Annotated in this window: 10 protein-coding genes; 4 read left to right on the forward strand and 6 right to left on the reverse strand. The window is 61.7% G+C overall.

Going from position 1 to position 12,537, the window contains the following annotated elements:
* The first annotated feature begins 29 nt into the window (after positions 1 to 29).
* Positions 30 to 938, forward strand: coding sequence for a site-specific tyrosine recombinase XerD (xerD, locus tag JC616_RS04430; protein WP_404990261.1), 909 nt, complete (start codon positions 30 to 32; stop codon positions 936 to 938).
* Positions 939 to 991: 53 nt separating this feature from the next.
* On the opposite strand, the gene clpA is transcribed toward xerD, so the two are convergent.
* Positions 992 to 3,268, reverse strand: coding sequence for an ATP-dependent Clp protease ATP-binding subunit ClpA (gene clpA, locus JC616_RS04435; protein WP_227106924.1), 2,277 nt, complete (start codon positions 3,266 to 3,268; stop codon positions 992 to 994).
* Positions 3,268 to 3,576, reverse strand: a complete 309-nt coding sequence (clpS, locus tag JC616_RS04440) for an ATP-dependent Clp protease adapter ClpS (protein ID WP_019101854.1) — start codon at positions 3,574 to 3,576, stop codon at positions 3,268 to 3,270. The genes clpA and clpS overlap by 1 nt, the downstream gene beginning before the upstream one ends.
* A 231-nt stretch (positions 3,577 to 3,807) precedes the next feature.
* Here clpS and JC616_RS04445 point away from each other — a divergent pair, with 231 nt between their 5' ends.
* Entirely contained in the window at positions 3,808 to 4,011 is a 204-nt protein-coding gene (locus JC616_RS04445; protein WP_019101271.1) for a cold-shock protein, read from the forward strand.
* 85 nt (positions 4,012 to 4,096) lie between these two features.
* Here JC616_RS04445 and mdtH read toward each other — a convergent pair whose 3' ends face one another.
* Positions 4,097 to 5,299 carry a multidrug efflux MFS transporter MdtH gene (mdtH, locus tag JC616_RS04450; RefSeq protein WP_227106926.1) on the reverse strand — a complete coding sequence of 401 codons (1,203 nt, stop codon included), beginning with the start codon at positions 5,297 to 5,299 and terminating at the stop codon, positions 4,097 to 4,099.
* 87 nt (positions 5,300 to 5,386) lie between these two features.
* On the opposite strand from mdtH, the gene JC616_RS04455 reads away from it, so the two are divergent.
* Positions 5,387 to 6,292, forward strand: a complete 906-nt coding sequence (locus tag JC616_RS04455) for a LysR family transcriptional regulator (protein ID WP_227106928.1) — start codon at positions 5,387 to 5,389, stop codon at positions 6,290 to 6,292.
* Here the strand turns inward: JC616_RS04455 and JC616_RS04460 are convergent.
* From JC616_RS04460 to JC616_RS04470, 3 genes are all read right to left on the reverse strand, one after another.
* The gene (locus tag JC616_RS04460) at positions 6,275 to 6,943 is read right to left on the reverse strand and encodes a GntR family transcriptional regulator (protein ID WP_107798155.1); all 669 of its coding nucleotides are present in this window, start codon (positions 6,941 to 6,943) and stop codon (positions 6,275 to 6,277) included. The genes JC616_RS04455 and JC616_RS04460 overlap by 18 nt on opposite strands.
* 497 nt (positions 6,944 to 7,440) lie before the next feature.
* Positions 7,441 to 8,139, reverse strand: coding sequence for a bifunctional 2-polyprenyl-6-hydroxyphenol methylase/3-demethylubiquinol 3-O-methyltransferase UbiG (gene ubiG / locus JC616_RS04465; protein WP_107798156.1), 699 nt, complete (start codon positions 8,137 to 8,139; stop codon positions 7,441 to 7,443).
* Positions 8,140 to 8,141: 2 nt separating this feature from the next.
* Positions 8,142 to 9,461 (reverse strand): TRZ/ATZ family hydrolase, encoded by a 1,320-nt coding sequence (locus JC616_RS04470; RefSeq protein ID WP_107798157.1) that lies wholly within the window; start codon positions 9,459 to 9,461, stop codon positions 8,142 to 8,144.
* A 254-nt stretch (positions 9,462 to 9,715) separates the two neighbouring features.
* Here JC616_RS04470 and JC616_RS04475 point away from each other — a divergent pair, with 254 nt between their 5' ends.
* A complete protein-coding gene (locus JC616_RS04475) occupies positions 9,716 to 12,526 on the forward strand; it encodes a bifunctional diguanylate cyclase/phosphodiesterase (RefSeq protein WP_107798158.1) in 2,811 nt (936 codons plus the stop codon).
* The last annotated feature ends 11 nt before the right edge of the window (positions 12,527 to 12,537 follow it).

Raw genomic sequence — 12,537 nt, forward strand, 5'->3', positions numbered from 1 at the left:
GACGCGCATATCGGCGGACGACGACAATAATGGATGCGAGCAGCGAAGCAATGAAGGCGGCCGAGGAGGTCATCGACGCGTTTCTGGACCAGTTATGGTTGAGCGACGGCCTGTCCAAGAACACCCTAGCCGCGTATCGGCGCGATCTGGGCAAGCTGGCCGCGAGACTGGGAGACGAGGGCGTTAGCCTGACGGAGGCCGCTTCTGAGCACCTGGAGCAGGCGCTCTTGCTGGGCGTGGACCGAGAAAAGCCGGCGACCCGGGCGCGGATGGTGTCGGCGATGAAGCGCTTTTATCAATATCTGGCGCAGGCGGGTTTGCGCGGCGACGACCCTTGCGCACGCTTGCGCGCGCCCAAACAGGGGCCGCGCTTGCCCAAATCCCTGTCCGAGCGGCATGTGGAAGCCTTGCTGGAAGCGCCGGACGTGGGCACGCCGCTGGGCCTGCGCGACCGCGCGATGCTGGAGCTGCTTTACGCCAGCGGCTTGCGCGTGTCGGAGCTGGTGGGCTTGACCCTGCAACAAGTGAATTTGCTGGACGGCCTGGTCAAGACCATGGGCAAGGGCAATAAGGAGAGACTGGTGCCCTTGGGCGAGCTGGCCCAGGAGTGGCTGCAGCGTTATCTGGCCGAGGCGAGGCCGCTTTTGCTGGCGGGCGCGGTCTGCGACACGGTGTTCGTGACCCAGCGCAAGGCGGGCATGACGCGACAGATGGCCTGGCATCTGATCTCGCAGTACGCCAAGCGCCAGGGCTTGCCGGCGGTGAGCCCGCACGTGTTGCGTCATGCCTTCGCTACCCATCTGGTCAACCACGGCGCGGATTTGCGCGTGGTGCAGCTGCTGCTGGGGCATTCTGACATTTCCACCACGCAGATCTATACCCATGTGGCGCGCGAGCGCTTGAAACAGCTGCACGCCAAACATCATCCTCGCGGTTGAGATGAAAAGAAAAACGCCCGCGTCAGCGGGCGTTGCGTATTGCCGTATCAAGATCAGGCCGGTTCGGGCGCTAAGGCCTGGTGGTCGAACTGCAGCTCCACCTTGTCGTCCACCACGGTGACGGTGACTTCGCCGCCGGTGACCAGACGGCCGAACAGCAACTCGTCGGCCAGCGCCTTGCGCAGCGTGTCCTGGATCAGACGCGCCATCGGGCGGGCGCCCATCAGCGGATCGAAGCCGTTCTTCGCCAGGTAGCGCCGCAGCTCGTCGGTGAAGTGGATGTCCACCCGCTTCTCCGCCAACTGCTGCTCCAGCTGCATCAGGAACTTGTCCACCACTTGCAGGATGATCTGCTCGTCCAGCATCTTGAACGGGATGATGGCGTCCAGGCGGTTGCGGAATTCCGGACTGAACTGTTTCTTGATGTCGCCCATCTCGTCGCCGGCCGCCTTGGTCTGGGTGAAGCCCAGCGTCGGCTTGGACAGGGACTCCGCGCCCGCGTTGGTGGTCATGATGATCACCACGTTGCGGAAGTCCGCCTTGCGGCCGTTGTTGTCGGTCAGGGTGCCGTGGTCCATCACCTGCAACAGCACGTTGTAGATGTCCGGATGCGCTTTTTCGATCTCATCCAGCAAGACCACCGCGTACGGATGCTTGTTGACCGCCTCGGTCAGCTGGCCGCCCTGTTCGAAGCCGACATAGCCCGGAGGCGCGCCGATCAGCCGAGACACCGCGTGGCGCTCCATGTACTCGGACATGTCGAAGCGGATCAGCTCCACGCCCAGAATATAGGCCAGTTGCCGCGCCACTTCGGTCTTGCCGACGCCGGTGGGACCGGAGAACAGGAAGGAACCGATCGGCTTTTGCGGATTGCCCAGGCCGGAACGCGTCATCTTGATGGCGCTGGCCAGCCCTTCGATGGCTTTTTCCTGACCAAAGACCACGTTTTTCAGATCGCGCTCCAGGTTCTTCAGCACGTTCTTGTCGTCGGACGACACGGTCTTGGGCGGAATGCGCGCGATCTTGGCGACGATGTCCTCGATCTCGGTCTTGTTGATGACCTTCTTCTGCTTGGACTTGGGCAGAATCTTCTGCGCGGCGCCGGCCTCGTCGATCACGTCGATGGCCTTGTCCGGCAGATGACGGTCGTTGATGAAGCGCGCCGACAGCTCCGCCGCGGTGGACAGCGCGGACTGGGTGTACTTGACGCCGTGGTGGGCCTCGAAGCGGGATTTCAGCCCCTTGAGGATTTCCACGGTCTGCTCCACCGTCGGCTCGTTGACGTCGATCTTCTGGAAACGGCGCGACAGCGCGTTGTCCTTCTCGAAGATGCTGCGGTATTCGTTGTAGGTGGTCGCCCCGATACAGCGCAGGCTGCCGTTGGACAAGGCCGGCTTCAGCAGGTTGGACGCGTCCAGCGTGCCGCCCGAGGCCGCTCCGGCGCCGATCAACGTGTGAATCTCGTCGATGAACAGAATGGCGTTGCTGTCCTCGGTCAATTGCTTGATCACCGCCTTCAGCCGCTGTTCGAAATCGCCGCGGTATTTGGTGCCGGCCAGCAGCGCCCCCATGTCCAGCGCATAGACGGTGGACTTGCCCAGAATCTCCGGCACTTCGCCGTTGACGATGCGGCGCGCCAGGCCTTCGGCGATGGCGGTCTTGCCCACGCCGGCCTCGCCCACCAGCAAGGGGTTGTTCTTGCGGCGACGGCACAGAATCTGCACGGTGCGCTCCAGCTCGGATTCGCGGCCGATCAGCGGATCTATCCTGCCGTCGCGCGCCTGCTGGTTGAGGTTCAGCGTGTAGTTTTCCAGCGCGCCGCCCGGACCGGTGGCCTGCTCCTCGCTCTCCGCTTCGCCGCTGCTGTCGCGCGGCTCCTGCGGCTGTTGCTGCGAGCGCTGCTTGGTGATTCCGTGAGAAATGAAATTCACCACGTCCAGCCGCGAAATGCCTTGCTGGTGCAGATAGTACACCGCGTGGGAGTCCTTCTCGCCGAAGATGGCCACCAGGATGTTAGCCCCGGTCACCTCTTTTTTGCCGGAAGACTGCACGTGCAGGATCGCGCGCTGTATCACGCGCTGGAAGCCGAGAGTGGGTTGAGTTTCCACCTCCGCCTCCCCGGGCACGGTGGGGGTGTGCTCATCGATGAAATCGCCCAGCTGTTTTTTCAGCTGGTCGATGTTGGCTCCACATGCGCGCAGTACTTCGGCGGCCGACGGGTTGTCGGTCATCGCGAGTAACAGATGCTCCACGCTGATGAACTCGTGGCGCTTGCGCCTTGCGTCCATGAACGCCATGTGCAGGCTTACTTCAAGCTCCTGGGCAATCATCAGTTTTCCTCCATAACGCACTGGAGCGGATGCTGGTGCGCTTTCGCATATTGCAACACCTGCTCGACCTTTGTTGCAGCCACGTCTTTGGTATAAACGCCACACACGCCGTGACCTTGCGTGTGGACTTGCAGCATGATGTGAGTGGCCTTTTCGCGGTTCATGTAGAAGAACTGCTGGAGGACCTGGATCACAAAATCCATCGGGGTAAAATCATCGTTCAATAACAAGACCTTATACATCGGGGGTGGGTTTTCCCTAACCCGGGACGCCTCTTGTATGGCATCGTCCTTGAACTGCGTAGACATGTCGGCTTTCGTGGAATCTGCGTCTTACTTCAATTTGGGTTCCCCGAGAGTTTTTTTCAAGGGGACTGGCACTTTTCCTCTACGACTTGACGATGAGCGGCGGGTTGCGTAGAAATGCAGCTGGTGCTTGGCTTAACTGTTTGGCATTTTTTTGCGCTAGGCAAGCCAGACAACTCTTATTAAGCTCTAAGTTGGTCGGCTTCACCAGCCTTTTTTTGCAAGGAAGTAAGAATGGCATTAGGTACCGTTAAGTGGTTCAATGACGCTAAAGGCTTTGGCTTCATTACTCCGGATGAAGGCGGCGAGGATTTGTTCGCTCACTTCTCGGCCATCAACATGCAAGGCTTCAAAACCCTGAAAGAAGGGCAACGTGTAAGCTTTGAAGTGGTGTCCGGTCCGAAGGGCAAGCAAGCGTCCAATATTCAGAACGCGTAACACCGGTTTTACTGTCTGTTTGTCGCAAGGCAAACAGCCCAGCTGATTGATGAAAAGCCCGCCATCCGGCGGGCTTTTGTTGTTGTCAGGCCGCTTGTTTGAGCGTCCGCGGCGCGGCGGGACCAAACTGGCGCGCCAGCGCGATGAAGGTGAGCGCGCCCGCGGCGGCCAGCAGCAGCCAGGGCAGGCCGGCTTGATGCCGGCTTTGGGCAAAGTCGTAGAGCCAGCCGCCGGCGAGAAAGCCGCCGCCGCCGCCCAGGGCCAGGCCCAGCCGGCTGGCGCCCATATAGCTGGCTCTGGCTTCCGGACGGGCCAGGCTGGCCACCAGGGTTTCCCGCGCCGGTTCGGTGATGAGGGTGCCGAGAAAGAAGGCGGCCAGGATGAGGAAGGCGGTCAGCGGCTGCCGCGCCACGGCCATGCAGGCCAGGCTGAGGCTCATCAACGCGATGCCGGCCAGTACCCGGGTTTCCAGGCGGAAATGGCGTTCGCCCAGCCGCGCCAAAGGATAGAGCAGGCTCAGCGACAAGGCGGTTTCCAGGCCGTACATCCAGCCCACGGCCTGGGCGGTGCCGGTCAATTGCTTGATGGCGATGGGCAGCAACAGCATGATCTGCACGCTGAGCAGGTAATAACCGCTGAGCGTGAGCACCAGTTTCAGGAAACGATGATCGTTCAGCACGATGCGGATGGAGGCCAGCGCGGGCGCCCGCCGGGCGGCGACGCGGTAGTTCGGCAGCAGGCAGGCGTTTGCCGCCGCCGCCGCCAAAAACGCGACGGCGCCGCCCAGACATACCCAGTGGAAGTCGAATTGCAGCAGCCAGGAGCCGAACAAGGCGCCGCCCACCGCGCCGGCGCTGTCCTGCATCATCAGCAGCGAATAGAAGCGGTTGCGTTCGCGCGGCCGCGTCAATTTGGCCACCAGCGCGGAGCGCGGCGGATCGAACAGCGTGCCGCCCAGGCCGGAGAGCAGGCAGGACAGCCAGAGCTGCCACGGCGCGTTCGCCAGCGCCATGGCGGCAAAGCCGGCGGCTCGCAGCAGCATGCCGGCCACGATCAGCGGTTTGGCGCCGAAACGGTCGGCCAGGGAGCCGCCGAACAAGCCCAGTCCTTGCTGGGTGAACTGGCGCAAACCCAGCCCAAAGCCCACCGCGGCCGCGGTCCAGCCCAGTTGATCGACGAAATGCAGGCTGATCAGCGGAAAGACCATGAAGAAACCAAATACCACGATCAGGTTGTCCAGCAGGATGAAGCCTTTGCCCAAGGTCCGGGCCCGCTTTAGCAGCGCCATGAAATCTCCTTATTTTCATGTCATTCTATGAAGGCTCCTGATATTCTGAAACTGACTAATCCGTAATAGTTAATATTGGATTTTCTTATGTCTATCGCGCTCTCCGATTTGCGCCTATTGCTGGATATCGCCGAGCTGGGCAGTTTCAGCCAAGCCGCTGCCAAGCGCGGCTGGTCGCAGCCCCAGGTCAGTCAGCGAGTGCAATTGCTGGAGCAGGAGCTGGGGACTTGCCTGTTTCATCGCCACCGTCGTGGCGCGGAACCCACAGCGGCCTGCCTGGCCTTTTTGCCATCGGCGCAGCAGGCGGTGTCGGCCTTGGAGCAGGGGAGGGAGATCCTGCAGGGCACGCCGGCCTTGCCCTGCCTGCGGCTGTCTTGTCTGCCGTCGCTGACTTCGGCGGTTTTCGGCCCTTTATTGCTGGACCTGGCCGAGGCGCCGCTGGAAATCCGCTGCGACACCGATCACTCGCCGCTGATCATGCAGAACCTGTTGTCCGGCCTGGTGCAGGTCGGCTTTGTGTTGCGGTGTCCGGCGATGGCGGGCATTCAGATGGAAACGCTGTGGCGCTCTCCCATCGTGGCGGTGGCGACGGCCGGGCATCCGTTGGCGGAGCGGGAGCAGCCGCTGAGTCTGGAGGAGGTGGCGTCCTACCGGATCGCGCCCCAGTACTGGGGCGTGGAGTGCGATGAGTTGATACGCCGGCTGCGGCTGGCGCGCACCGTGGCCCAGCCCATCCATGCGATCCAGCCGGCGTCGGCGGCCAGGGAGTTGGCCTTGCGTCACGGTTTTCTGTGTTTCATGCCGGAGCTGTCGATTCAGTCCGATCTGGCCGACGGGGTTTTGCGACGGCTGAGCATTGCCGACCTGCCGGCCTGGCAGTGGGAGGTCACCATGGCCTGGCGCGCCGGCAAGCGCAGGGATGCGGGGAAGGAGCTGGTGCTGGACGCCGCCCGGGCTTTAGCCGGGCGGTGGGCCTCAATGGCGTCCGGCTAGCGATTCGGCGGCGCTTTGCGCCAGTTGGCTGTATTGCTGGCCGAACTCGGCCACCATCTGGCGCAATCTGGCGGTGTCGCGGGCGATGATGGTCTTGAGCAGGTTTTCCAGGAAGAGCTGGGTCTGGTCCATCTGGCTCTTGCCGGCGCGCAGAATGGCGAACAGGCAGCGCTGAGTCAGCGGCAGCAAGTCCTTCAGCGTGTGTTCCAGGTAGCGGTTGCCGGCGTAGCGGTACAGGGTGTCGAGAAAATCGACGCCGTGGTCGTAAAAGCCGTGCAAATCGTCTTTGCGGTTGCATTCGGCCAACTGGGTGGTGACTTCGAAGAAGTGGGCCAGGTCGTCGTTTTGCCAGGAGGTGGCGAGGTTACAGACCGCTTGATCCAGCAGCAGGAACCACAGTTCGAAGAAATGGCGCACATCCTGACCGGTGATGCTGGACACCACCGCGCCGCGCCGCGGGAAAATCTCCACCAGATGGCGGCGTTGCAAAATCAATAAAGCTTCGCGTACGGACCCGCGGCTGACTTCCAGTTCCGACGCAATGCGCAATTCCTGGATGCGCTCTCCGGCTTGCATCGTGCCTTGTATGATTTGTTTGCCCAGGTATTGGGCAATTTGTTCGGTCAGTGAGTCGTTCGCTTTGAACGTCATCTTGCTCTCCGGAATAGAATATTATTATTTTCCTATGTTTGATATGCGCCGGCAATCAAACTGCAACGTTTGTCTGGCAGTAGTTTGTCCGACAGATTGTTGTTATCAAAACATTATCAGCGGTTTTGGCGTTGACTGTTGTCAACTTGCCGCACTAGACAAGCGTTGCGAAGGTTTTACTTGCGCATTCATCATATCAATCATACGATTAAAACGCTTGTTTGAAATGGCTGACACGAGAGGGGCTATCAAAATAGGCGAGAGGCGACGGAGAGGCATTTCCGCCGTCTTGCGGACCCGGCTGGCGGCCGGCCCAAGCGGGAACAGCAGCCTCGCAGGCGACGAGCGGCGCAAGCCGAACGCCGCCGCAAGCGGGCCGTCCCGCAAGGGCGTCGAAGCCGGCGTGGCGTTTGCGAACTTTAGCGGGTTGTGTCCGGTGTGGAACCGGGAGTGTGATTCAGGCCTTCGCCCATGGCGAAGGCCTTTTTTCTTGCCGCTTATTCGGGACGACGGCAGGCCATCAGATAATTGACGGCGGTGTCGTCGCCCAGCGCGTAGATGCGCGTCAGCGGGTTGTAACTCATGCCGCGGACGACATCCAGCTCCAGACCGGCGTTGCGGGCCATGCGCGACAATTCCGAAGGCTTGAGGAAGCGCGCGTATTCATGGGTGCCGCGCGGCAGCATGTTCAGCACGTATTCGGCGCCGATCACCGCCAGCAGATAGGATTTGGCGTTGCGGTTGAGCGTGGAGAAAAACACCCAGCCGCCGGGTTTGACCAGGCTGGCGCAGCTGCGCACCACGCTTTGCGGGTCCGGCACGTGTTCCAGCATTTCCATGCAGGTGACCACGTCGAAGCTGGCCGGCGCTTCCTCCGCCAGTTCTTCCACCGCCACGCAGCGGTAATCCACCGCCACGCCTGACTCCAGGCTGTGCAGCTGAGCCACTTTCAGCGATTTCTTTGCCAGGTCGATGCCGGTGACGCCGGCGCCGCGCGCGGCCATGCTTTCCGCCAGGATGCCGCCGCCGCAGCCCACGTCCAGCACTTGCTTGCCGGCGATGGCCGCGCGCGCGTCGATGAAGTCCAGGCGCAGCGGATTGATTTCATGCAGCGGCTTGAATTCGCCGCTCATGTCCCACCACTTGTGCGCCAGCTGGCTGAATTTGTCGATTTCGGTTTCGTCTACATTAATCATGATTATTTCGCCAGAATGCGATGACGCCAATCTTCCGCGCGCGCCTTGAGCGCGGCTTCGTCCAGAGTTTTGAGTTGGCGTTGTTCCAATAGGGCCTGACCTTTGACCCAGACATGGCTGACTTGTTCGCGGCCGGCCGCGTAGACCACGTGGGAGATCGGATCGAAGGCCGGCGCGGTTTCGATGGCGGACAGGTCGATGGCGATCAGGTCGGCTTGCTTGCCGGTCTTGATCGAGCCGACTTTGTCGGCGATGCCCAGCGCGCGTGCGCCGTTGAGCGTAGCCATGCGGATGGCGGCGGCGGCGGGCACCGAGGTGGGGTCCAGCGTGCCCACTTTGGCCAGCAGCGCCGCCAGCCGGGTTTCCGCCAGCATGTCCAGTTTGTTGTTGGAGGCGGCGCCGTCGGTGCCTATGCCCACCGCGATGCCGGCCTGCAACATCTTGGGAATGGGGGCGATGCCGGAAGCCAGCTTCATATTGGACGAGGGATTGTGCGCCACCGACACGCCGTGCTTGGCCGCCAGTTCGATTTCCTCGTCGTTCAGATGCACCATGTGGGCGGCGATCAAGCGCGGCGACAGCAGGCCCAGCTGTTGCAGGCGGGCCAGCGGGCGCTGGTGCCGCTCCTTGACGCTGTTGCTGACCTCGTCCGCGGTTTCGTGGATATGGCAGTGGATCAGCATGTCTTCCTGTTCCGCCAGCGTCACAACCTTGGCGAAGGTGTCGTCTGACACCGTGTAGGGCGCGTGCGGCGCCAGGGTGAAGGTGATCAGTTCTTCGCCCAGGAACTGGCGGCGCTCGGCCAGGGACTTGCTGATGTAGTCGTCGGCGTTGCTGGCGTAATTGGTGGGGAACTCCAGGATGGAACAGCCGACAAAAGTGCGCATGCCGGAGGCCAGGCCGGCGCGGGCCATCGCGCCGTGATAGAAATACATGTCGTTGATGGTGGTGGTGCCGCCGCGGATCATCTCCCCCATCGCCAGCAGCGCGCCGTCGAACACGAAATCGTCGCGCACGTGTTTGCCCTCGGCCGGCCAGATATGATTGGTCAGCCAGTCCATCAGCGCCTTGTCGTCGGCGAGGCCGCGCAAGAGCGTCATCGCGGAGTGGCCGTGCAGATTGATCAGGCCCGGCATCAGCACGTGGTTGGGCAATTCCACGCGTTGATCCGCTTCCAGCGCGCCGGCTTGGTCGGCTGGAATAATCGCGGCAATCCTGCCATCCTTCAGAGCAATGGCGTGGTTTTCCAGGATTTCGCCGTCTTCCTCGACGGTAATGATCCAGCGGGCGGTGATAATTTTGTCATAACGGGACTGGGACATGGGGCAATCCTGGCGCGATTTTGAAGTGACGTGGATTGTAGGCCGAGGCCAAATGCAAGGCAATGACGGAGCGCGGGAAGCGGCGGCGAAGCAGGCCGGCGCAAGGCTTGCCGGATCCGGGCTTGACAAGGCGATGACTAGTGAATATTCCAGCATTTTGCCGCGATTATCCGGTGTATACTTTTGAAAATATGAACAACTGACGCATGGGCTCAATTGCCTGCGGCTAATGGCGAGCGATAATAAACGCAAACATGGCACACCACGCTGACGATAAATCCACAGCCAGTACCGGCCTTTCCCTCAGGGCTGTCTTTCTCATCGCCGTGGTGCTGGGCTTGCTGATTCCTGCGTCCATCATCAGTTATCTGAGTTTCAATATTCAACGGGACGCGTTGACCGCCCAGTTGGAAACCGATCAAAAACGCCTGCTGGACATCGTCGCTCTGGGTATGCAGGAGCCTTTGTGGAATCTGAGCCGCCAGGCCGGCAACCCGTTGATCGCTTCGGTGATGGAAGACGCGAGGGTGGTTTCCATCCGCGTCACCGACACCCAGTCCAATCAAATCTTTCTGTCTTCGGTGCGCGCGGAGCGCCGCATCGGCAGTGTCTCCTTCGTGGAAAAACCGGTGATCTACCGCGGCGAGGAAATCGGCCAGGTGACGCTGGAATTCGACAATGAACACCTCGCCATCGCGCTCAACAACCAGATCAAGAATATTCTGATGATTCTGGCGGCGCAGCTGGTGTTGTCCATTCTGCTGATCATGAGCATTCTGCACTCGCGCTTCCTCAGCCCGATGAAGGCCCTGACCGAACAGGCGCGCTTGCTGGCCGAACTCAAGCTGGACCGGCCGTTCGAATGGCAGCGCCGCGACGAGATCGGCCATCTGGGCAAACACCTGGAATGGACCCGCGCCGAACTCAAGCGCTTGCTGGACGAGTTGCGCGCCAAGACGCTGGCGCTGGAAGCGGACATTTCCCGCCGCCGCGAGGTGGAGGACGCGCTGCGCCGCTCCGAGAACAAATACCGCGAACTGTTCTGGTCCAACCTCGACGGCATTGTGATCAGTTCGCTGGACGGCCAGGTGATAGACGCCAACCCCGCCTTCCTCAACCTGATGTGCTACAGCCTGGATCAGCTCAAGCTGCAGAATTTCTGGACGCTGGTGGGGCCGGAGAGCGAGGCGCTGGAGCGCTTCAATCTGGACAACAAGGTATTGCGCTTCGGCTACTGCGACGAGTTCGAGGCCACCTATATCAACCGTTTCGGCAATCCGGTGCCGGTCAGCGTCAAGACCGTGGCGATGCGCGACGCCTTCGGCCGCATCAATGCGGTATGGCGCATGGTGCGCGACATCTCCGAGAAACGCGCGGCGGAGGAGAGGGTGCAACTGGCCGCCAAGGTGTTCGAGAACACCGTGGAAGGCATCATGATCACCGACGCGGACAAACGCATCCGCAGCGTCAACCGCGCTTTCACCGAGATCACCGGCTACACCCAGCACGAGGTGCTGGGCCAGAAGACCAGCGTGCTGTCCTCCGGCCGCCACGACCAGCCCTTCTACGAACAGATGTGGCAGTCCATCGCCGACCACGGCTCCTGGCAGGGTGAATTGTGGAACCGCCGCAAGAACGGCGAGGTGTTCCCGGAATGGCTGGCGATCAACGCGGTGCGCAACAGCCTGGGCGAAATCACCCATTACGTGGCCATCTTCAGCGATCTGACCGAGCGTAAGGCGGCCGACGAGCGCATCCAGTTCCTTGCCCATTTCGATGTGCTGACCAGCTTGCCCAACCGCGTGCACATGCAGGACCGGGTGGAGCTGGCTATTCACAACGCCGGCCGCGACAACGAGCGGCTGGCCTTGTTGCTGCTGGACCTGGACCGCTTCAAGACCGTCAACGAATCGCTGGGCCACACCGCCGGCGACACCCTGCTGCAGGTGGCGGCGGACCGGATCAAGGGCGTGCTGGGGCCGGGAGAGATGCTGGCGCGCCAAGGCGGCGACGAGTTCATCGTGCTGCTGCCGGTGATTTCCGATCCGGGCGAGGCGGCGATGGCGGCGGAGCGCATCCGCGACGCCTTCACCGCGTCGATAGAGTTGCACAATCATGTGATCACCATCACGCCGTCCATCGGCATCAGCGTCTACCCGGACGACGGCCGCGACTACGAGACTCTGGTGCGCAACGCCGACGCGGCGATGTACCACGCCAAGTCCTCGGGCCGCAACAGCTACAAGTTCTACACCGCCGACCTCAACGCCCGCGCCCGCGAAATCCTGGCGATTGAAAGCCAGCTGCGTTTCGCGCTGGAGCGCGAGGAGTTCGTGCTGCATTATCAGCCGCAAGTGGAAATGGCCAGCGGCCGCATCATAGGCGCCGAGGCGCTGATCCGCTGGAACCATCCGTCGCTGGGCGTGCTGGGGCCGGTGCGTTTCATCGAGGTGGCGGAGGAGCGCGGCTTCATCGTGCAGATCGGCAACTGGGTGATAGGCGAGGCCACGCGCCAGCTGGCCGCCTGGCGCAGCCAGGGCCTGCCGGAACTGACTCTGGCCATCAATCTGTCCGCCTTGCAGTTCCGCCAGTCCGATCTGGCGGATCAGATCACCTCGGCGCTGGCCACCAACGGCCTGCCCGGTCACGCGCTGGACATCGAGGTGACCGAGAGCGTGGTGATGGAAGACGCGATGGCCACCATACAGGCCATCGACAATATGAAGAATATGGGGCTGAAGCTGTCCATCGACGACTTCGGCACCGGCTATTCCAGCCTGTCCTATCTGAAGCGCTTCAAGGCGGACAAGCTGAAGATCGACCGTTCCTTCGTGCGCGACATCCCGCACGACGCCGACGACACCGCCATTGCCCGCGCCATCATCAATATGGCCAAGAACCTGAATATGAAGGTGGTGGCGGAAGGGGTGGAAACGATAGAGCAATGGCACTTCCTGCAACGCGAAGGCTGCGAATACGTGCAAGGCTACTTGATCGCCCGGCCGCTGCCGGCGGACGAGTTCGTCAAACTGCTGGCCCAGGATTGCCTGTTGCCGCAGGAGTGAGCTGACCCAAG

This window comes from Chromobacterium rhizoryzae (genome assembly GCF_020544465.1).
In the GTDB taxonomy this organism is placed as follows: domain Bacteria; phylum Pseudomonadota; class Gammaproteobacteria; order Burkholderiales; family Chromobacteriaceae; genus Chromobacterium.

Excerpts from the sequence above, each read along its gene's own strand:
- JC616_RS04455 (WP_227106928.1), top strand. The coding sequence starts at position 5,387 with ATGTCTATCGCGCTCTCCGATTTGCGCCTATTGCTGGATATCGCCGAG.
- JC616_RS04475 (WP_107798158.1), top strand. The coding sequence starts at position 9,716 with ATGGCACACCACGCTGACGATAAATCCACAGCCAGTACCGGCCTTTCC.
- ubiG (WP_107798156.1), bottom strand. The coding sequence starts at position 8,139 with ATGATTAATGTAGACGAAACCGAAATCGACAAATTCAGCCAGCTGGCG.
- JC616_RS04445 (WP_019101271.1), top strand. The coding sequence starts at position 3,808 with ATGGCATTAGGTACCGTTAAGTGGTTCAATGACGCTAAAGGCTTTGGC.
- mdtH (WP_227106926.1), bottom strand. The coding sequence starts at position 5,299 with ATGGCGCTGCTAAAGCGGGCCCGGACCTTGGGCAAAGGCTTCATCCTG.
- clpA (WP_227106924.1), bottom strand. The coding sequence starts at position 3,268 with ATGATTGCCCAGGAGCTTGAAGTAAGCCTGCACATGGCGTTCATGGAC.
- JC616_RS04470 (WP_107798157.1), bottom strand. The coding sequence starts at position 9,461 with ATGTCCCAGTCCCGTTATGACAAAATTATCACCGCCCGCTGGATCATT.
- xerD (WP_404990261.1), top strand. The coding sequence starts at position 30 with ATGGATGCGAGCAGCGAAGCAATGAAGGCGGCCGAGGAGGTCATCGAC.
- clpS (WP_019101854.1), bottom strand. The coding sequence starts at position 3,576 with ATGTCTACGCAGTTCAAGGACGATGCCATACAAGAGGCGTCCCGGGTT.
- JC616_RS04460 (WP_107798155.1), bottom strand. The coding sequence starts at position 6,943 with ATGACGTTCAAAGCGAACGACTCACTGACCGAACAAATTGCCCAATAC.